Origin of the sequence: Catalinimonas alkaloidigena (genome assembly GCF_029504655.1) — a bacterium.
In the GTDB taxonomy this organism is placed as follows: domain Bacteria; phylum Bacteroidota; class Bacteroidia; order Cytophagales; family Cyclobacteriaceae; genus Catalinimonas; species Catalinimonas alkaloidigena.
Map to the genome: position 1 here is coordinate 1,439,705 of NZ_JAQFIL010000001.1, position 18,168 is coordinate 1,457,872.

The 18,168-nt window shown below is 42.1% G+C and carries 17 protein-coding genes; 1 reads left to right on the forward strand and 16 read right to left on the reverse strand.

What is annotated here, in order from left to right:
- Positions 1-52: 52 nt before the first annotated feature.
- The 13 genes from OKW21_RS06080 to OKW21_RS06140 form a co-directional block, all read right to left on the reverse strand.
- Positions 53-1,240, reverse strand: a complete 1,188-nt coding sequence (locus OKW21_RS06080; RefSeq protein WP_277487613.1) for an aspartate aminotransferase family protein — start codon at positions 1,238-1,240, stop codon at positions 53-55.
- 171 nt (positions 1,241-1,411) lie between these two features.
- The gene (locus tag OKW21_RS06085; protein ID WP_277478288.1) at positions 1,412-1,747 is read right to left on the reverse strand and encodes a DUF6787 family protein; all 336 of its coding nucleotides are present in this window, start codon (positions 1,745-1,747) and stop codon (positions 1,412-1,414) included.
- A gap of 136 nt (positions 1,748-1,883) precedes the next feature.
- A complete protein-coding gene (hemN, locus tag OKW21_RS06090) occupies positions 1,884-3,239 on the reverse strand; it encodes an oxygen-independent coproporphyrinogen III oxidase (protein ID WP_277478289.1) in 1,356 nt (451 codons plus the stop codon).
- A 300-nt stretch (positions 3,240-3,539) separates the two neighbouring features.
- Positions 3,540-4,247 (reverse strand): sulfite exporter TauE/SafE family protein, encoded by a 708-nt coding sequence (locus tag OKW21_RS06095; RefSeq protein ID WP_277478291.1) that lies wholly within the window; start codon positions 4,245-4,247, stop codon positions 3,540-3,542.
- A 2-nt stretch (positions 4,248-4,249) separates the two neighbouring features.
- Positions 4,250-4,684: a FixH family protein gene (locus OKW21_RS06100; RefSeq protein ID WP_277478293.1), complete on the reverse strand. Its 435-nt coding sequence runs from the start codon at positions 4,682-4,684 to the stop codon at positions 4,250-4,252.
- Positions 4,685-4,811: 127 nt separating this feature from the next.
- Positions 4,812-6,230 carry a cytochrome c oxidase accessory protein CcoG gene (gene ccoG, locus OKW21_RS06105; protein ID WP_277478298.1) on the reverse strand — a complete coding sequence of 473 codons (1,419 nt, stop codon included), beginning with the start codon at positions 6,228-6,230 and terminating at the stop codon, positions 4,812-4,814.
- Between the two features lie 68 nt (positions 6,231-6,298).
- Positions 6,299-7,207, reverse strand: a complete 909-nt coding sequence (locus tag OKW21_RS06110; RefSeq protein WP_277478300.1) for a cbb3-type cytochrome c oxidase N-terminal domain-containing protein — start codon at positions 7,205-7,207, stop codon at positions 6,299-6,301.
- Positions 7,208-7,319: 112 nt separating this feature from the next.
- Positions 7,320-7,520, reverse strand: a complete 201-nt coding sequence (locus tag OKW21_RS06115) for a CcoQ/FixQ family Cbb3-type cytochrome c oxidase assembly chaperone (RefSeq protein ID WP_277478302.1) — start codon at positions 7,518-7,520, stop codon at positions 7,320-7,322.
- An 84-nt stretch (positions 7,521-7,604) separates the two neighbouring features.
- Positions 7,605-9,776, reverse strand: a complete 2,172-nt coding sequence (ccoN, locus tag OKW21_RS06120; protein ID WP_277478304.1) for a cytochrome-c oxidase, cbb3-type subunit I — start codon at positions 9,774-9,776, stop codon at positions 7,605-7,607.
- Between the two features lie 6 nt (positions 9,777-9,782).
- Positions 9,783-9,953: a cbb3-type cytochrome oxidase assembly protein CcoS gene (gene ccoS, locus OKW21_RS06125; protein WP_277478306.1), complete on the reverse strand. Its 171-nt coding sequence runs from the start codon at positions 9,951-9,953 to the stop codon at positions 9,783-9,785.
- A 155-nt stretch (positions 9,954-10,108) separates the two neighbouring features.
- The gene (locus OKW21_RS06130) at positions 10,109-12,499 is read right to left on the reverse strand and encodes a heavy metal translocating P-type ATPase (RefSeq protein WP_277478308.1); all 2,391 of its coding nucleotides are present in this window, start codon (positions 12,497-12,499) and stop codon (positions 10,109-10,111) included.
- Between the two features lie 95 nt (positions 12,500-12,594).
- Positions 12,595-13,422, reverse strand: a complete 828-nt coding sequence (locus OKW21_RS06135) for a hypothetical protein (RefSeq protein ID WP_277478310.1) — start codon at positions 13,420-13,422, stop codon at positions 12,595-12,597.
- Between the two features lie 206 nt (positions 13,423-13,628).
- Positions 13,629-14,339: a Crp/Fnr family transcriptional regulator gene (locus tag OKW21_RS06140; protein WP_277478312.1), complete on the reverse strand. Its 711-nt coding sequence runs from the start codon at positions 14,337-14,339 to the stop codon at positions 13,629-13,631.
- 199 nt (positions 14,340-14,538) lie between these two features.
- Here OKW21_RS06140 and OKW21_RS06145 point away from each other — a divergent pair, with 199 nt between their 5' ends.
- A complete protein-coding gene (locus tag OKW21_RS06145; protein ID WP_277478314.1) occupies positions 14,539-15,255 on the forward strand; it encodes a hypothetical protein in 717 nt (238 codons plus the stop codon).
- Positions 15,256-15,265: 10 nt separating this feature from the next.
- On the opposite strand, the gene OKW21_RS06150 is transcribed toward OKW21_RS06145, so the two are convergent.
- The 3 genes from OKW21_RS06150 to OKW21_RS06160 form a co-directional block, all read right to left on the reverse strand.
- Positions 15,266-15,649, reverse strand: a complete 384-nt coding sequence (locus OKW21_RS06150; protein ID WP_277478316.1) for a MerC domain-containing protein — start codon at positions 15,647-15,649, stop codon at positions 15,266-15,268.
- Positions 15,650-15,784: 135 nt separating this feature from the next.
- Positions 15,785-17,062 (reverse strand): citrate synthase, encoded by a 1,278-nt coding sequence (locus tag OKW21_RS06155; protein ID WP_277478318.1) that lies wholly within the window; start codon positions 17,060-17,062, stop codon positions 15,785-15,787.
- Between the two features lie 76 nt (positions 17,063-17,138).
- Entirely contained in the window at positions 17,139-17,963 is an 825-nt protein-coding gene (locus tag OKW21_RS06160) for a prohibitin family protein (protein WP_277478320.1), read from the reverse strand.
- Between the last annotated feature and the right edge of the window lie 205 nt (positions 17,964-18,168).

Below are 18,168 nucleotides of genomic sequence, written 5' to 3' on the forward strand. Positions count from 1 at the left end.
ATTAGGATTGAGTTGTTGAATAAAAATAGCGAATTGTTAAACAATAATTCAGTTATATAACGGATTTATCAATGGCTTGTAGAATAATATCGCAAGATTCTTTAACTTCTTCTTCGCTAATTGTCAGAGGTGGAGCTATCCGCATGGCATTGTCACAATAAAGAAACCAGTCTGTAAGGACCCCTAATTCAATAGCCCTGTCAATGATGGGCTTCAGGGTTTCAAATGAATCAAATGCCAGTGCCATCATCAGTCCTTTGTTACGAAACTCCTTAATTTTTGGGTGCTTCAGTTGTTTTTTAAAGAGGTGAGCCTTGTGTTCTACCTCTTTGTGGAGTTTCTCACGCTGTATAGTTTTCAGGGTAGCCAGAGAGGCCGCCGCACTTACAGGGTGCCCGCCGAAAGTAGAAATATGGCCAAGTATGGGGTTCTCACGCAGGCTTCCCATAATTTCGTTTGAAGAAATGAAGGCTCCCAGGGGCATGCCGCCTCCCATCCCTTTGGCAGAAACTAAAATATCAGGTACGATTCCATAATGCTCAAACGCCCAGAATTTACCTGTTCTTCCAAATCCTGCCTGTATCTCATCCAGAATTAGCAGCGTCCCCGTTTGGTAGCATTGCTCTCTGAGTATTTGAAAATAATCCTTTTTTGCCACCCGGACCCCAGCTTCACCTTGTACAGTTTCTATAATGATAGCAGCGGTATGTTCATTGATTTGATTGAGATCATCATAATTACCAAAGCGAATATGTTTTACTCCCGGCAGGAGGGGACGGTAAGCTTGTTTAAAGCCTTCATTACCGCAGACGGATAATGAGCCCTGGGTGGACCCATGGTAAGCGTTTACGCAGGATATTAGTTCGTGGCGCCCGGTGTATCTTTTGGCCAGTTTAAGGGCTCCCTCAACCGCCTCACTTCCTGAGTTAACAAAATAACAAATATTGAGGGGGTCAGGAAGGGTATTGGAGAGAGCTTTGGCAAGCTTTACCTGAGGAGATTGTACGAACTCACCGTATACCATGAGATGCATATACTTATCAAGCTGATCTTTTACAGCTTTCACTACATCAGGATGGCGGTGACCAAGATTACTTACGCCTATTCCGGAGATCAGGTCGATATATTTTTTCCCTTCTTTATCGAACATATAGACACCTTCTGCCCGCTCAATTTCAAGCATTAGCGGAAAATGAGTAGTCTGCGCTACATGATCCAAGAAAAGTTGACGCTGTGAAATGTTACTTGTGATGCTGTCTCCCATTCAGTCACTTGCTTTTTGTACAAATTTAATATTTTCATGCTAAGCACGAAATTACTCAGGGCTTGAATTGAGCAATAATTATGAACAATTTCAGGGAAAAAGAGGGATATAAAGCCAGGGAGAGTTTATATCACTATTTAGAGACGCTTATTTTCTTACGAATACCTTTTGAATTCTTTTAAGCATTTTCTTCTCTTTGTTCCAGAAGAAAGTAAACTGCCCGAAGATAGCCCCATAAAATAAGAGCAAAAACTGATAGGCAGGCATCACAAAGGCGATGTAAGTCACAGTTTTCAGCCACATACTGGTGGTTTCATCGAAACCAATCCATCCGAAGAAAGCTTTTCGGACAAATACCACTGTGCTTCCGGTGAGAGAAAAGACGAGCAATACGATCAAGACCTGATAAATACTGTTCAGCGCCCATTTGTCTTGCAGTTTTGATAAAAAACCTGTCTTTGTTTCAATTACTTCTTCTTTCATATCTTGATTTTTCTCCAATTTAACCACCAAAGCTAAGCACAACATGCCGGACAAAAAATGATTATCGTCAGTTTTTCATTTTATTGAATAATGATGAATGGTTGATGGTTAATTAACCATTATTCAATACCGGTCATTAAATTGTATTACTGAAGAGCGCAGACTCAGGTTTATTTTTCCACATGCGGGCGTCTAATGCCATACAAACATTGCGGAGAAAAGGTTTACCTTTCTCAGAAACTTCTATGAAATGATCTTCTACATGTATAATTCTGTCTTTGGTCATTTCTGTTAGTCTATTCAGCGCGAGGTCCAATATCTCATGCTTACCCTCTTTTTTATCCCAACTGGTGCGGAAATGACACATCAGGTTGAGAATATGCTGACGGACTACAAGGTCTTCTTCGGTTAACAGATGTCCCCGGTAAACAGGCAAATGCCCCTCATTTACGCTTTTCATATAGGCCTCTACCGGTTTGATGTTCTGTCCGAAAGCTGTCCAGGTATCGCTGATGGATGAAGCTCCCAAGCCTATCAGGAGTTTGGTAGAAGTAGTGCTGTAGCCCATAAAGTTGCGGTGCAGTTTGCCCTGCTGGCTGGCGATGTAGAGCGAGTCACTTTTTCTGGCAAAGTGGTCCATCCCGATTTCATGGTACCCGTTTTCTTCTAACATCCCTTTGCCCATCTCATAAAGGTTTCTCTTTACTTCATTTGTTGGCAGATGTTGTTCATACTTCTTCTGAGCAGGCTTTAGCCAGGGTACATGCGCATAACTGTAAAAGGCGATGCGGTCAGGTTGAAGCCGCAGTGTTTTTTCAATGGTATCTTTTACAGTAGCTATGGTTTGGAGAGGTAAACCGTAGATCAGGTCAAAATTGATAGAAGTATAGCCAATTTTTCTGGCCAGTTCGGTGACTTCCTTTACCTTTTCAAATGGCTGAATACGATGCACTATTTTTTGTACTTCCGGATCAAAATCCTGTATGCCCAGACTCAGGCGGCGAAATCCTAAGTTGTACAGCACTTGCATATGCTCAGCAGTAGTATTGTTGGGATGTGCCTCAAAACCCATTTCCGCTTCGGTACTTAATTTTCCCTGCGCCAGTAGGGTCTGAATAAGTATTTGCAGGTTTTGAGGGCTGAAGAAGGTAGGAGTGCCACCGCCCAAATGTATTTCTTTGATGAGGGGTTTTTCACCCAACAAGTCTGTATACATCTGCCACTCTTTGAGCAAAGTATCTATGTATGGCATTTCAACGGCATGATTGACTGTGATGCGGGTATTGCAACCGCAGTAGGTACAAAGGCTTTCGCAATAAGGCAGATGAACGTAAATGCTCAGTCCATCTTTTTTGCTTCCCTCATAAGTCGCTTTGACTTTCGCTTTCCACTGCTCTTCGCTAGGAGGTGTTTTATCCCAGTAGGGTACTGTAGGATAGCTGGTGTAACGAGGCCCGGGAACGTTATATTTTCGGATGAATGAAGTGTTCATGATTGTAAGAATTTTGACAAGCGATGGGACGGTTCGCCTTGGCGATCAGTCCTATTGCAAGGAATTATATAATTTTGATAGCATTAGAGTTTATTCTGTTTTTCTTTTATAGAAACAAAAAGAACATATAGCACATTATTATTGTCATTTCGGAGTGCATCCATCGTGGAGCGACGGAGAAATCTTTACCACCCATCCTATCCTATGACTTTCATAGAGGCTAAGATTCCTCCTTGCGTCGGGATGACCAATTCAATTTATTTTGATCATCCAAACTGTAAAGAATCAGAACAATGTCTATTAGTGACACATTTCAATACCGGCATGTTGCTCGGCAGAAATATTAGGGCTGGCAAATGGAATGTCCAAGGAGAGTCCACGAAGGATAAAGATTACTCCCATGGCCACTATCATGATTGGCATGGCAGCCCTGATTTTGTTACGGATGCCCAAACTGATCCATTGACCAAAGAAGCCGATCAGCAGCATCACTGGCCAGGTGCCCAACCCAAAGAGTAGCATGTAGGCAGCACCCTCAGCAGGGTTTCCCATAGCAGTGGCTCCAGCAATGCCCAGGTAAACCAGGCCACAGGGGAGGAGTCCGTTGAGGCTGCCAATCAAAAACGTGGAAGAGTAGGAACGTTTAGCAAAGAGCTTTTGCATACGCATCTTCACCTGTGAAATTCCTTTAGAAATCAGATGGTTAGGACTTAGCTTGTGGATAAAAGCAGCCGGAAGCGCCACACTTAAAATTACCAGGATACCTAATCCTACTGATACAGATTGTTGAAATCCAGCCATTACAAAGCTTTGCCCCAGCAGGCCAAAGAGAGCGCCTATCAAAGCATAAGTGCTGATGCGACCGGTATTATACAGTAGGCTGCCAATCAAGCGGCGGCTATTGGTATTTTTGTGTATCGGTAGTGCAAGTGCAATAGGACCACACATGCCGATACAGTGAAAACTGCCCAAAGCTCCAATCGCAAAAGCTGTGAATAGAAAATCCATGGCTATTTGATATAAAGGGATTCTTCTACGTAATAGTCTTTAACTCCATCTGTCCAGTCTACTTTCACTTTATAGTAACCTTTAAGCAGATCACTGGTAGGTATCCATTGACGAAGTTTGGAATCTACAGCTATCTTTGTGTTTACATCAAATCGTGCATCTGAAGGGCGAAAAAGATTGATTTCTCCCTCTAGTTGATGATTCAACTCTTCAGGAAACTGTACCATGAGCTGCTGATTTTCCTGAATGAATGTTATTCGCTCATTAAGCGCATGGCTATTGTTGATCTTGTCAATCTGCTGCTGGTATTGAATCTCCTGCTTGTAGTAGTCTTCAGCCACCAGATCTATATTTTGCTGAAAGCTTTTGACTACCAGGAAGACAATGAAAACAACAAATACAGAAAACGCGAAAACTATTTTATATCCCCAGTTCATTTTTTATTTGTGTTATAGTGCGTTTGTGCTAAAGTGTAATGGTTCTTGGTGTTATGGTTATTGACCGCCACGGAGTGGTGATGTACTCGGGAAATTTTAACTATAACCCTTAGAACCATGAACGCTTCTAATTCGCTGGTCCAAGAAAATTTGTGTTTACTTTTTCAATTAACTCTTCTCCGGAATACACGCCGATTACGATCTCAGTTTTCATCTTTTCAATTTCCTTTCTGTCAAAGATTACAAAGAGTGCACTTTCGGCTACACCCTGCTTTTCCAGAAATAAATTTTTATTACCTACCATCTGAATACTTCCCTGCTCATCAAGCAGTTCAAGGTGAATGGGCATATCATCATTGGTCTTATTGATGATCTTGATGTTATACAGATTGCTGATTTTGTTATCTCCCTGATCCTGGTAAAGCATACCAGGTGTTCTCAAGATGCTGGTTTCTACGTCGGTTCGCAGCACCAGCAAGCCTCCTAATACTCCCGCTAAGAATACCAGTACCACAGAATAAGCAATGCTGCGGGCGGTGAAGTGAAACTTTTTGCCTTCCGCGATATTTTCTTCTGAAGCGTAGCGAATGAGTTTCTTAGGCAATCCCACCTTTTCCATAATGTTATCGCAGGCATCAATGCAGGCAGTACAATTGACACATTCCAGTTGTGTACCGTTGCGGATGTCAATTCCGGTAGGACAGACCTGTACACACTGATGGCAGTCAATACAGTCTCCTTTACCTGCTTCATCACGATTTTCTCCTTTTCTGAACTTAGCCCGGGGCTCGCCTCTTTTATAATCATAAGCAACTACTACGGATTTGCGGTCCAGCAATACCCCTTGTAAGCGTCCGTAGGGGCATACATTGGTACACACCTGTTCTCTGAATTTGGCAAATACGAAATAAAAGACGAAGGAGAATAACAACATGGCGCTGAGTCCTCCAATATGCTCAGCGGGCGAATCAGTAACAATATTTTCCAATTCCTCTATTCCAATGATATAAGCCAGAAAAGTGTTGCCGATCAGAAAGGCAATTGCAAAAAAGATAATGTGCTTGGAAGTTTTCTTGATTATTTTTTCCTGGTTCCAGGCTTGTCTGTCCAGCTTTCGCTGAGCGGTATAGTCGCCTTCAATCCAGTACTCAATACGCCTGAATACCATTTCCATAAAAATGGTTTGAGGACATACCCATCCGCAAAATATACGCCCATATACAACGGTGAACAGTATGATAAATACGACCAGTACCAAGGTGGCAAATACAAAAAGATAAAAGTCCTGAGGCCAGAAAATTTGACCAAAGATGACAAACTTTCTTTCGAGAATGTTGAGCAGGAGCAGTGGCTCTCCATCAATCTTGATAAAAGGTCCGGCAAACAGAATTGCCAGCAATACGACGCTGACTAAGGTTCTGGCATTGTAAAATTTTCCCCTGGGCTTTTTAGGGTAAATCCATACACGCTTACCGGAAGCATCCACTGTGGATATCCGGTCACGGAAGGAAACTTCTTCATCACTTTGTTTATCAATTGCTGCCATTTATTTACTCTTTACTTTACTGTTGAAGCAGCTAAAGAGCTCGCTACACGCAAGGCTCTTATTAACTGTTAGTTCATGGCCATTTCATCACGCTCGTACAGCTCTCCCTGGGGTTCTTTAGGATTGGGTGGATTACTACCTTCCAAGGTGATGATAAAGCTGGAAATGTCCTGCATCTGTGTAGGTGATAATTGACTTTCCCAGGGGATCATACCCTTAGCAGGCACACCATATTTGATGGTTCTGAAAATATCACTGATGCTGCCACCATGTATCCAGTACTTATCAGTAAGATTCGGGCCAACGCCGCCTTCACCCGCCTGACCGTGACAGGGAGCGCACATTTGTATAAAAAGCGTCTGACCATTGGCCAGACGTTCTTCCGCCTCAACAAAGGTTACATTTGATTCGTCAACATTAGCGCCAGCAGTAGCAATGTAGGCTTCCACTTGAGCTTTGGCCTCAACCATTTCTTTTTCATATTCCGCACCCTGGAGGTCTCCGGTATCAAACACATGGTAGTGAAGCAGGTAGGCAACACCAAAAATAATGGTGATGTAAAACATGGCTTTCCACCAGGGAGGAAGATTGTTATCCAGTTCTACAATACCATCATATTCATGATCAGTCATGATTTCTTCTTCGCGCTCTACCGGAACGGCATCATTCCACCTGGTAAGAATACGTTCCCAGAGGGTTTTGTCAACTTCCTGCTCGGAAGCTACTTCGTTATCCACAGCAGTTTCAGGATTGAGCACTCTGTTGGAAATCACTTTCACTACGACATACATGGTGATAACTACCAGTAGCATGATCACTTCAAGTGCCAGTACACTCCACACCAGTACTTCCTGAGCATTGATTTCCCAGAAGCTGCTCTGGGAAGAGCTGTCCTGAGCAAATGCAGTTATTGGTAAGAGGCTGATTGCGAGCCAGATCCTGAATGCTGGTTTTATAGATTGAAGCAGTCTTTTCATCTGTTTATAATTTTGATTTCATTGGTCAGTGGTGCCCCACTGGGATGGAACCTGGCGTGAAAATTATTCTTTTGGGCGAGAATTTTTTTGCTCATGCTCGGTTTCATGACATTTATTTTAGATCGTTCTGTTGATTTCTCTCTGATTCATTATCCAGGGGGAGACTTGCGATTTCTGCTATTTCCCGCTTATCTGCTTTGATTACCCAAATCAGCAACAGCAGAAAGAAAGTGAAGAAAATGATGAAGGAGATCAGGGGATATATCTCAATCCCTGCGATGGTCTCCATATGGTATTTGATGAATTTTAGCATGTCTATTAGTTTAATGTTGCAAGTTTCAGGTTGAAGGCATGAGGAGCTGTCCTTTAACTTTCAACCTAAAACCTTCAACTAATTTTATTTTTCCTCAGCATTAATATCTGTTCCCAACCTTTGCAGATATGCGATCAGTGCGATGATCTCTTTCTCTGCTTTTACCTCTATGCCACTTTCTTTCAGATTTGCGGCAATGGCGACAGCCTGCTTATTAAGATCTTCCAGTGCCTGTCCTTCGGCATAGCCTTCAGGATAAGGTACTCCCAGGGTCTGCATCGCTTCAATTTTACCAGCCAGGTGGCTTACGTCCAGATCCTGCTCAAACATCCAGGGATAAGGGGGCATGATAGAGCCGGGCGACATAGACTCAGGGTCCAGCATGTGGTGGTAATGCCAGGAGTCTGGATATTTCCCACCTAACCTGAGCAAATCAGGACCGGTACGTTTGGAACCCCATAAGAAAGGGTGATCATACACAAACTCACCGGCTTTGGCATATTCGCCATATCTTTCAGTTTCGGAGCGGAACGGACGAACCATCTGAGAGTGGCAATTATTACAGCCTTCTTTGATGTACAGGTCGCGCCCTTCCAGTTCCAGTGGTGTGTATGGCTGCACGCTGGCGATCGTAGGGACATTGGATTTTATCAGGAAAGTAGGTATCATTTCCACCAATCCACCGATCAGGATAGCGATCAAACTCCAGAATAGTAGTGCTACCGGACGGCGTTCAAATAATCTTCTATGCCAGTGTTCCCCTTTATGCCCCTGATAATTTTTTGAAAGAGGTGCTGCATGGGCTTCTTCATCTTTGAGCAATGAGCCGCTGGATATGGTTTTGACCATATTATAGACCATGATGATTACACCTGTGATATACAGGGTGCCGCCACCAGCGCGGAGCATATACATAGGTTTGATCTGGGTGACAGTTTCCAGGAAATTGGGATACGCTAAGAGACCTTCCTGAGTAAACTCTTTCCACATCAAACTTTGGGTAAATCCTGCCCAGTAAAGAGGGAGCGCATAGAAGATGATTCCTAAAGTACCTATCCAGAAATGGGCATTTGCCAGTTTTTTAGAATAGAGTTGCGTTCTGTACAGGCGAGGAATAAGGTAGTACATCATTCCGAAGATCATAAAACCATTCCATCCCAGACCACCGATGTGTACGTGAGCGATAATCCAGTCGGTAAAGTGAGCGATGGCGTTCACGTTTTTCAGTGAAAGCATAGGCCCTTCAAATGTCGCCATACCATAACAAGTGATGGCTACCACGAAAAATTTTAGGATAGGCTCTTCTCTCACTTTATCCCAGGCCCCTCTCAGTGTCAACAGACCGTTTAGCATACCACCCCAGGAAGGCGCTATCAGCATCACGGAGAACACTACACCGAGAGACTGTGCCCAGTCAGGCAAGGCATTGTACAGCAAGTGGTGTGGCCCTGCCCAGATATAGATGAAAATAAGTGCCCAGAAGTGGATGATGGACAGCCTGTAAGAATAGATAGGACGGTTGGCAGCTTTGGGAACAAAATAATACATCAGACCCAATACGGGGGTAGTCAAAAAGAAAGCTACCGCATTGTGTCCATACCACCACTGAATCAGGGCATCCTGTACTCCGGCGTACCAGGAGTAACTTTTCATGAAGGAAACGGGCAATTCAAAATTGTTGACCAGATGCAGTACCGCTACGGTAACGAATGTAGCGATGTAAAACCAGATAGCTACATACAAGTGACGTTCTCTTCTCTTTAGGATGGTGGCAAACATATTCCAACCGAAAACTACCCAGATGACGGTAATAGCGATGTCAATCGGCCATTCAAGTTCCGCGTACTCCTTGCTGGAGGTAAATCCGAAAGGTAGTGTCAGCACGGCAGAAAGGATGATGAGCTGCCAGCCCCAGAAATTGATTCTGCTAAGGAGGTCGCTATACATGCGGGTTTTACAAAGTCTTTGCAAAGAGTAGTATACTCCGGTAAAAGTACCATTACCTACAAAAGCAAAGATGACAGCATTGGTATGCAAAGGGCGTATTCTCCCAAAAGTAACATACTGCAAACCCAGGTTGAGCTGAGGGAAAACCAGCTCAAGGGCTACATAAAGTCCTACCAGCATCCCGATAAGGCCCCATATCACTGTAGCCATGGCAAACATTCTGACAATAGCATTGTCGTAATAGAATGTTTCAAGCTGTTCTGATTGAAGCTTTATATCAGCTTCCGAAGATTTTACACTAGTTGACATATCCGATTACTTAGTATTTGATTGATTATTTTTAGACTGATCTTCGTCAAACAGAATTCGTACTGAAGGGGTGTAGTCATCATCATACTGACCGCTCTTGGTAGCCCACAGAAAAGCTATCAAGAAGCCTATCGCTACAACAAGACTAATACCGATAAGAAGAAATATTGCACTCATGATTTGATTATTAATACACAAAGAAACTATCTGAGCCAGGGAGTAGAAATGATAGGAGTCAGTGAAAAAACTGATATTTGTCAGGTTTTCTGATATTTGGTACTACTCCTCCTATCAGATCAGGCCTCCGGGCTGTGAATTATGGCAATGATAAATCATCTGAAAGCATTATGACCCGACCAATTGACTGCCAGTGTAATAAAGCTTACCACACTGACTGAACTTATCGGCATTAAGATGGCAGCGATCAATGGGGTAAGCATCCCACTTACCGCAAAGCTTAAACCGATGATATTGTAGAGAAAGGAAAAGAGAAATGCCGCTTTTACAATGCGCATACTTGTCTTGGAAAAGCGTAGAAAACTATACAGTTTCTTAAACTGTCGGGCGTCAAGAATAGCATCGCAGGCCGGAGAGAAGTGGTAAATGTTGTCCGCTACTGCTATGCCAAGCTTACTTTGCTTCAGTGCTCCCGCATCGTTGAGGCCATCGCCTATCATCATCGTTTGCTTTTGTGCTTCATCCAATGACTTCAGATATTCCAGCTTGTTAAGCGGCGACTGATTAAAATGTAAGTGATCAAAGTAAGGTTGTAAGGTTACTTTTTCCCGCTCATTATCACCCGATAGCATATGAAGTTTATACTTATCCTTTAACGAAAGCATGAGTTCATCAAATCCTTCACGATAAAGGTTTTCAAATGCATAATATCCTTTCACCTCATTATTTATACTAATGTAAACCCTGGTGGTACGCTTGTTAGAGGATGAATTAGCAGTTACGAATGCTTCCGCTCCGATCACAAGTTTGTTGCCATCCACATAGGCAATGATTCCTTTACCAGGGATCTCTTCAAAAGCATCTGTCTTTATCAAAGGTATTTCATCATCCAGCGACTGATAAATAGTTTTACTAAGCGGATGGGTAGAGTTTCTTACCACAGAGCGCAGCCACATGTTTTCCATTGGGTTTAAACTGTCTCCTTCCAGCTTTAGATGCTGAGGCTTGGACTGGGTGATGGTGCCGGTTTTGTCAAATATTATATCGCTGGTACGGGCCATCTGCTCTACCGCCTCTGTGTTTTTCAGATAAAGCCCTTGCTTACCAAACAGTCTTACGGTGTGCCCAAATGTAAAAGGTACTGAAAGTGCCAGGGCACAGGGACAAGCAATGATCAGAACCGAAGTGACAGCATTAAGGATCTGGCTGCTATCCACAAAATGCCAGTAAATAGCAGTTGTAGCGCTGATGATGAGTATGACCGCAGTGAAGTATTTACTTACAGTATTGACCAAAGAGTTGAGTTGAGAAGTCTTTTGCTTACTAAACACTTCCTGATTCCATAGTTCTGTCAGATAGCTGTTTGCTACAGGTTTTTGTATCTCAATGGTAAGGGTACTGCCTACCTGCCGTCCTCCGGCATAGAGCAGGTCTCCGCTGTTTTTAGAGACAGGCACAGACTCACCGCTGACAAAGCTGTAGTCAATGTTGGCGTCTCCTTTCAGCAAAACCGCGTCGGCAGGAATTAATTCCTGGTTACGAATCATGATCTGGTCACCGATCTGTAAATCTTTTAGTGCCACACTTTCTTCCGTGCCACGGTTCATCTTAGTGACAGCAATAGGAAAATATGAAGCATAATCGCGATCATAGGAAAGTGCCTGATAGGTCTTACTCTGATACCATTTGCCAATGAGCATAAAGAAAATCAGGCCGTTGAGCGAATCCATATAGCCGGGGCCCTGCTGCATCATGATTTCGTAAGTACTGCGAAGAAAAAAGGCCAGCATACCCAGGGCAATGGGAAAATCTATGTTGATGAAGCGATACCGGATGGCTTTCCAGGCAGATACCAGATAATCGGAGCCAGCGTAAAAAAATACCGGCAAAGCCAGCAGAAAATTGATGTAGCCAAAGAAGACCTGATAATCTTTGGTTAGGGAAAAGTCTGTATCCAGATATTCGGGTAAGCTCAGTAACATGGAATTGCCAAAACAGAATCCTGCGATACCGATTTTGATGGCCAGGCTACGATCTTTATGCTTTTTGCCTTCTTTTTTTCCATCGGCTAGAGAGATTTCCGGCTCATAGCCTACGGAAGTTAACAGCTCAACCAACTGCCGCAGCGTGATTTTGTCTTCTTCAAATGTGATACTTACCCTCTTTTTCAGGAACTGTACACTGGCGTGTAAGACACCTCTCCTAAGCTTGTACAGGTTCTCCAGCAACCAGATACAGGAGCTGCAGTGAATGGCAGGAATATAAAAGCTAACTTTCCTGAGATTACCATCCTGGAAATCGTACAGTTTGGCACTGATCTCCTGATGATCCAGAAAAGCAAATTTTTCTAATCTATTTGGGCTTTTTAACTGTTGTCCGGGATTCTTTTCCAGTGCATAATACTGACACAGATCGCTGGCGTTTAATATTTCGTATACCGTTTTGCAGCCCTGACAGCAAAATGTCTTCTCATCAAATGCTATGCTCTCATCTACACAATCTTCGCCGCAGTGGTAGCATTTCTCTTTCTCCAGTATTTGAGTCATAATTGCCTTAGAATATTTTACGGCAGCTAAGGTCTCAAGATCAGGAGGTTTTCTGTATGATCACAATCAGTCATAATTATGACTTTTGTCAGTTTTTAGCTCACGTTGGCCTGAAACAAAAAATAGATATTATCCTGTGCCTGTTTAAATTTTTCTATCTCTTTCTCCATAAATAGTGGGAAAGATTGTCCCGGCTTATTGTATACAAGCAATACCTTTTTGTGAGGGTCAATAGCAAAATGAAGGGTATGGGCAGACTCCTCACAAATTTTATGAACCCCCAAATCTTTGAAGTGAAGTCGTAGATACTCAATGAGCATTTTTTCTTCATTAGAAGAAAGAAGTGTGTTTTCTTTACTGCAGGGCATGAGTACAGTAATGGGTAAAGTATGGCATATGGGCATCAATACCATTCTTAAAAGCTTTATGGCAGAAAGTGACGTAGTATTGCCATCATAAATCAATACAATTTGTTGAATTTTGCTCAGCTGGTCAGGGATAACCATCACTGGGCAACCTGCTTTTTTGAGAATCTCATAGATAGACTTTTGTTGTCCGTAATAGGAGCAGTCTGCATAGAAATTGGTGTTTCGTATGATCAGCATATCTGCGTACTGGCTCTCCGTAATCAGCTCTTTGATACTGCTGGAAAAAATTGACTGTCTTTTGTTTTTGTTCTGACTCTCTAAAACTTTAGAGTGGCTTTTTGCCTTTACAACTGAACCCAGAACTGCTTCGGTCTGCTGGGTGCCTCCAACGGAGCCAGCAATATAAGCTACGGATAAATCTTCAACAGCAATACTTTCCAGGTGAAATTTCATGATCTGGTGTTGTGGATGTGCAAGTTGGAGATGTATAAAAGCCATTTCAAGCTGCGCATCATCCTTCCCATTAAGGCATATCAAAATCTTCTTCCTGTACATGGTCCTCATGAATTAAATTAGATGATGGTGTAGGATGTCAATATCACAAATGTAACATGAAGAGAAGGGCAAGAAAATGATAGCAGTCAGCCAAAAAAATGACAATTATCAGTAAAAATAACTACAGGAAAATATGGGAATGCTATAAAAAGCCAGTTTAAACATAAAAAAAGCCCAGTAATGGGCTTAATTCCTTTGAATGGCGTCTAGTAAAGGTTAGCGGTTTTGACCAATCCTTCCAAATCATCAATGCTAATCTTCCTGCCTTTGGTAGAAATTAACTTATCATCCTTAAACTCATGCAAGAGTCTGATCAGTGTCTCAGTAGCAGTCCCCACAATATTAGCTAGATCTTCGCGTGTCAGGTTGATTTCAACAGGTCCATTTTCGTGGTAATCTAAACCGTAAGTATCTTTCAGTTTGAGCAGGGTAATCGCTAGTCTTTCTCTTACCGTACGTTGTGCCTGATTGGTCAGACTTTCGGTCATTATCCCGAACTCATGGCACACTTGCTTCATAATTCTTCTGTTAAGGTCTGATGAATCACTCAGTGCCTGCAAAAAGTTAGGTCGGGAAAGGAAACAGATAGTGCAGTCTTCCAGTGTTTCGGCAGATACAGAGTAGGGTTCTTCGGCAAGCATCGCTTTATATCCCAAAAGTCCTCCCGCTCCAATAATATTTACAATCTGCTCTTTACCATCAAAACCGATCTTATATACTTTGATCTTGCCTTTATTAACACAAAATACACCCAGGGGTCTCGTCCCTTCATGGAAAAGTATTTGTCCTTTTTTATAAATCGTACATGACTTGTTTTGCGAAATTTCGGAGAGCTGTTTCCCGCAGACTACATTAAAGAGTGAGGCGCTTCTTGAACTGCATTCTTCGCAAGAAATAAAAGTTTGTCCCTTTCGCATAATTAGGTATTAGTTCTTAGGTAAAGCTAATTTATGAAATATGAAATAAATATCAAGTATCAAAATTCTGACAAACCTAAAACGGTAAGGTATAAAATGTAGTTCACTAATGTAGATGACTTAAATCATTGTATAGATTTTTTTATAAGCTTAATATTTAATTTTTGACATGCGTAGATATCTATTACCTCTTATTTTTTTGAGTATATGCCCCCTGTTCCTGCCTCTTTCAAGTAAAGCTCAGTTTCGTATAGATGTGGAAAGTGGTGCTGCGTTTACAGGATATAACAAAATTCAGGTACCCGGAACCAGCGGGACCCGCTTTGATCTAAGTGAAGAATTAGATGTAGACGACCGTTTCTTTTATCGGGTCAAGCTCTTGTATACAATCAATGGCAAACATACCATTGCCGCCTTATATGCTCCCTTAAGTATTACGGCACAAGGAGTTACAAATGAGCAAATTTCGTTTGCCGGATCCAGTTTTGCTGAAGGTGAAGCCCTGAATACCCGCTATGAGTTTAATTCTTACCGACTTACCTATCGCTATCTTTTTCCACGTAAAGGTGATTTCCAACTGGGTTTGGGAGCCACTGCCAAAATCAGAGATGCGCTAATCAGGATAGAAGATGATGAGAAAAGTGCTGCCAAAACCAATGTCGGTTTTGTTCCTTTGATCAATTTTCAACTGGAATGGTTTGCTAAGGAAAAACTAAGTTTTCTGTTACAGGGAGACGCACTGGTCAGTACACAGGGTAGGGCAGAAGATGTACTGTTAGCAGCTTTGTTTTATCCAAGCCGCAATGTGACACTAAAAGCCGGTTATCGTGTGCTTGAAGGCGGGGCTGACAGTGATGAGGTATACAATTTTACGTTAATACATTATGCATTGATTGGTGGCATCATAAACTTCTGAATCAGCGAAGTCAGGCAGTAGCGTTCTTGGTATGAAACCTTTGCTGATGATTCTTGAAGTTGATACTATGAAGTACCACGAGCACCACAGAAGCTGCCATGGAAGAGTATAATGCCAGGTTAAAAGTTTCGTGAAGTAGTATAGATGCTGAGAACCAAGCTACTGAAAACCACATCAATCCTTTGAGCGTGTTATTTTTAGACTGACGAGCAGCAAAAAATACGGCACTGATGGCCAGTATAATAAAAATAAAATCAACCCATTCCGCATGCGAACTCCATTCTTCATTCAACATTCCCCCCATCACGAGAACCGGAAATATTAAGCAATGAATCAGGCAAAAAATAGAACCGAGAATACCTATGGTATCTGCTTTTGTGTCTGCTAAAAACATTCAATCTTGATTTTGGGACAAAGATAGTCTGTTAACGAAGTTATTTGCAACTAAGTTGCATAAAAAAATAAGAATAAAAAAGCTTCATCAAATCATGATGAAGCCTTAATTATATAAGTCCGTTAACAAATGCGTTTAGCGGTCAAGCTTACGAAGGTTATGTCCGGTATAAATCTGACGAGGGCGACCGATAGGCTCTTTGTTTTCGCGCATTTCTTTCCACTGAGCAATCCATCCGGGCAGACGACCAAGCGCAAACATCACTGTAAACATATCAGTAGGGATACCCATGGCACGATACAATATACCTGAATAGAAGTCCACGTTAGGGTACAGTTTTCTTTCTTTGAAGTAATCATCGTTTAGCGCAGTCTCTTCCAGTTCTTTGGCAATGTCCAATACCGGATCAGTGATTCCTAAGCCGCTCAGTACTTCGTCAGCATTCTTTTTGATGATCTTGGCCCTTGGGTCAAAATTTTTGTACACGCGGTGACCAAAGCCCATTAAGCGGAAAGGATCATTTTTATCTTTGGCTTTGTCAATAAACTTCTTCACATCTCCGCCATCTTCTTTGATTTTCTCCAGCATTTCAATTACTGCCTGGTTGGCACCACCATGAAGTGGTCCCCATAGCGCATTGATTCCGGCAGAGATTGAAGCATACAGGCTGGCCTGAGACGATCCTACTATTCTTACTGTGGAAGTAGAACAGTTTTGTTCGTGTTCAGCATGGAGGATAAGTAGTTTATCCAAAGCGTCGGCACGTGCAGCATCTACCTCATAGCCTTCGGCAGGCAGGGCGAACATCATTTTCAGAAAATTACTGCAATAGTCAAGCGAGTTATCAGGATAACTTACAGGGTGGCCAATTTTATGTTTGAAAGCCCAGGCCGCAAAAGTAGGCATTTTGGCGATGATGCGGATGATGCTCAGGTTTACTTCTTCTTTTGAGCGGTTGGGGTCTAGTGATTCAGGATAAAAAGCGGTAAGTGAGCATACCAGGGATGACAACACGCCCATAGGATGTGCACTGGAAGGAAAACCATCCAGAATTTTTTTGATGTCTTCATGAACCAGGGTATGGTGCGTAATTTCTTCTTTGAACGCTTGAAACTCACTCTCATTGGGCAATTCACCGTAGATAAGAAGGTAGGCTACTTCCAGAAAACTCGACTTTGCTGTCAGGTCTTCAATAGAGTATCCACGGTAACGAAGCACACCATTTTCTCCATCTAAGTAGGTAATGGAACTGGTGGTAGAGCCAGTGTTTTTAAAGCCAGGGTCCAGTGTGATATAACCACTCTGTGCTCTTAGCTTACTGATATCTATACCTTTTTCTTGTTCAGATCCTTCGACAATTGGAAATTCATATGATTTCCCATCAACTTTTAGTTCCGCAGTGTTATTGGACATATTTGGAATGATTTAAATAGTAATAAAAATTCAAGCTAAAAATAATGGATAACATTGGAATAAAATATTTTAAAGGCTAATTGTTGCCCAGGATAAGGGGTAATCCGTCACTACCGTTGCCAATCACCACAACTTTTGCATTACTGGACTCCGAAAGTCGAGTAGTAGCTTCAATCCCTCTCATTTTTAGGAGTTCGTTTGTCAAGCTGCTATTGATAATTTTATTGGCTTCTGCTTCCCCTTCGGCAGCTATTCTTTTCCTTTCCGCTTCGCTTTTCTCTCTTTCTAACCTAAACTGATAAGCAAGAGCTTCCTGTTCTTGTTTAAGTTTATTTTCAATAGCGGTTTTAATTTGTTCCGGTAAATTAATAGAACGGATCAATAGGGCTCTCATTTGTATGTTATTGGATTCATGCTGGAGAATATCTTCAGTTTCTTCAATGATTGATGTTTCCACCTCGCTGCGTTTGGTAGAGTAGATCTCCTCAGCGGTATAACGGCCCATGACCCGGCGTACAGTAGAGCGTGTTTCCGGAATGATCAGCTTATTGATATAGCCTTCACCGAAGAGCTCGTGGATATATCCTATTTTGTCATACATAGGGTGAAAACGTACGGTGACATCCACTTTCAGTGAGAGGCCGTTTTTGTCCAGCACATCCATTGTTTCATCAATACTGTTTTCTTTGACATCATATACATACATATCATTCCAGGGTGCTTTAATTACAAAGCCAGGGGGGTAAATTCTATCTTTGTCCAGTCCTTCACCAAACTTTCTGAAGATCACTCCCCGCTCTCCTGAGTTAATGGTGAGGAAAATACTGGAGGAGAGATATACTACAGCTATAAATAAAATGACTCCAATGACGATAAATGGCAAAAATTTTCTGTTATCCATATACAAAGGTTGTTACAAAGGGTTAATTAATAATATGATTGATAAACACAATAGTGCTGAATAGCAATAATCATTTAGAATATAAGGCCAGCAAAATTTCAAACGTTTTTTTGAACACATCGTTACTGAAAGATTAAAAGTATGGTTTTAGCATCAGGCCGCTCTAAATGATTTTTTCATCTGTCACTTTAATGATAAATTTTTA

Coding starts and splice junctions, on each gene's coding strand:
- OKW21_RS06095 (WP_277478291.1), bottom strand. CDS start 4,247: ATGGATTTTCTATTCACAGCTTTTGCGATTGGAGCTTTGGGCAGTTTT.
- OKW21_RS06100 (WP_277478293.1), bottom strand. CDS start 4,684: ATGAACTGGGGATATAAAATAGTTTTCGCGTTTTCTGTATTTGTTGTT.
- hemN (WP_277478289.1), bottom strand. CDS start 3,239: ATGAACACTTCATTCATCCGAAAATATAACGTTCCCGGGCCTCGTTAC.
- OKW21_RS06140 (WP_277478312.1), bottom strand. CDS start 14,339: ATGCGAAAGGGACAAACTTTTATTTCTTGCGAAGAATGCAGTTCAAGA.
- ccoS (WP_277478306.1), bottom strand. CDS start 9,953: ATGAGTGCAATATTTCTTCTTATCGGTATTAGTCTTGTTGTAGCGATA.
- OKW21_RS06135 (WP_277478310.1), bottom strand. CDS start 13,422: ATGTACAGGAAGAAGATTTTGATATGCCTTAATGGGAAGGATGATGCG.
- OKW21_RS06130 (WP_277478308.1), bottom strand. CDS start 12,499: ATGACTCAAATACTGGAGAAAGAGAAATGCTACCACTGCGGCGAAGAT.
- OKW21_RS06150 (WP_277478316.1), bottom strand. CDS start 15,649: ATGTTTTTAGCAGACACAAAAGCAGATACCATAGGTATTCTCGGTTCT.
- ccoG (WP_277478298.1), bottom strand. CDS start 6,230: ATGGCAGCAATTGATAAACAAAGTGATGAAGAAGTTTCCTTCCGTGAC.
- OKW21_RS06160 (WP_277478320.1), bottom strand. CDS start 17,963: ATGGATAACAGAAAATTTTTGCCATTTATCGTCATTGGAGTCATTTTA.
- OKW21_RS06115 (WP_277478302.1), bottom strand. CDS start 7,520: ATGCTAAAATTCATCAAATACCATATGGAGACCATCGCAGGGATTGAG.
- OKW21_RS06155 (WP_277478318.1), bottom strand. CDS start 17,062: ATGTCCAATAACACTGCGGAACTAAAAGTTGATGGGAAATCATATGAA.
- OKW21_RS06085 (WP_277478288.1), bottom strand. CDS start 1,747: ATGAAAGAAGAAGTAATTGAAACAAAGACAGGTTTTTTATCAAAACTG.
- ccoN (WP_277478304.1), bottom strand. CDS start 9,776: ATGTCAACTAGTGTAAAATCTTCGGAAGCTGATATAAAGCTTCAATCA.
- OKW21_RS06110 (WP_277478300.1), bottom strand. CDS start 7,207: ATGAAAAGACTGCTTCAATCTATAAAACCAGCATTCAGGATCTGGCTC.